General features: G+C 67.0%; 1 pseudogene. It reads left to right on the forward strand.

Features of this window, described 5'->3' with window-relative positions:
- Positions 1-285: pseudogene (locus SB753_RS36460) on the forward strand (LLM class flavin-dependent oxidoreductase); the annotation flags it as partial.

The raw sequence follows: 285 nt of genomic DNA on the forward strand, positions 1-285 counted from the left end.
CTCACGCGACTGGCCGGCATACTGGGCATCGCTGTCGAGCGCCTGAAGCTCGACGAACGCCTGCCCGACGATCTCGCATTGCCCGGCGGCGGCAATGGTAATCACACGTTCTTCCACGCCACGCTCGCGCAGGCGCGCACGCATGGCTACACGGCGCGTCAATTGATTCGCGCGCTGGCGGGCGGCGGCGGACATCGTGTCGTCGTCGGCACGCCGGAACAGATCGCCGACGACATCGAGCACTGGTTCAAAGGCGGCGCCGCCGACGGCTTCAATCTGATGCCG

It is taken from the genome of Paraburkholderia sp. SIMBA_053 (assembly GCF_046534895.1).
Classification (GTDB): domain Bacteria; phylum Pseudomonadota; class Gammaproteobacteria; order Burkholderiales; family Burkholderiaceae; genus Paraburkholderia; species Paraburkholderia caledonica.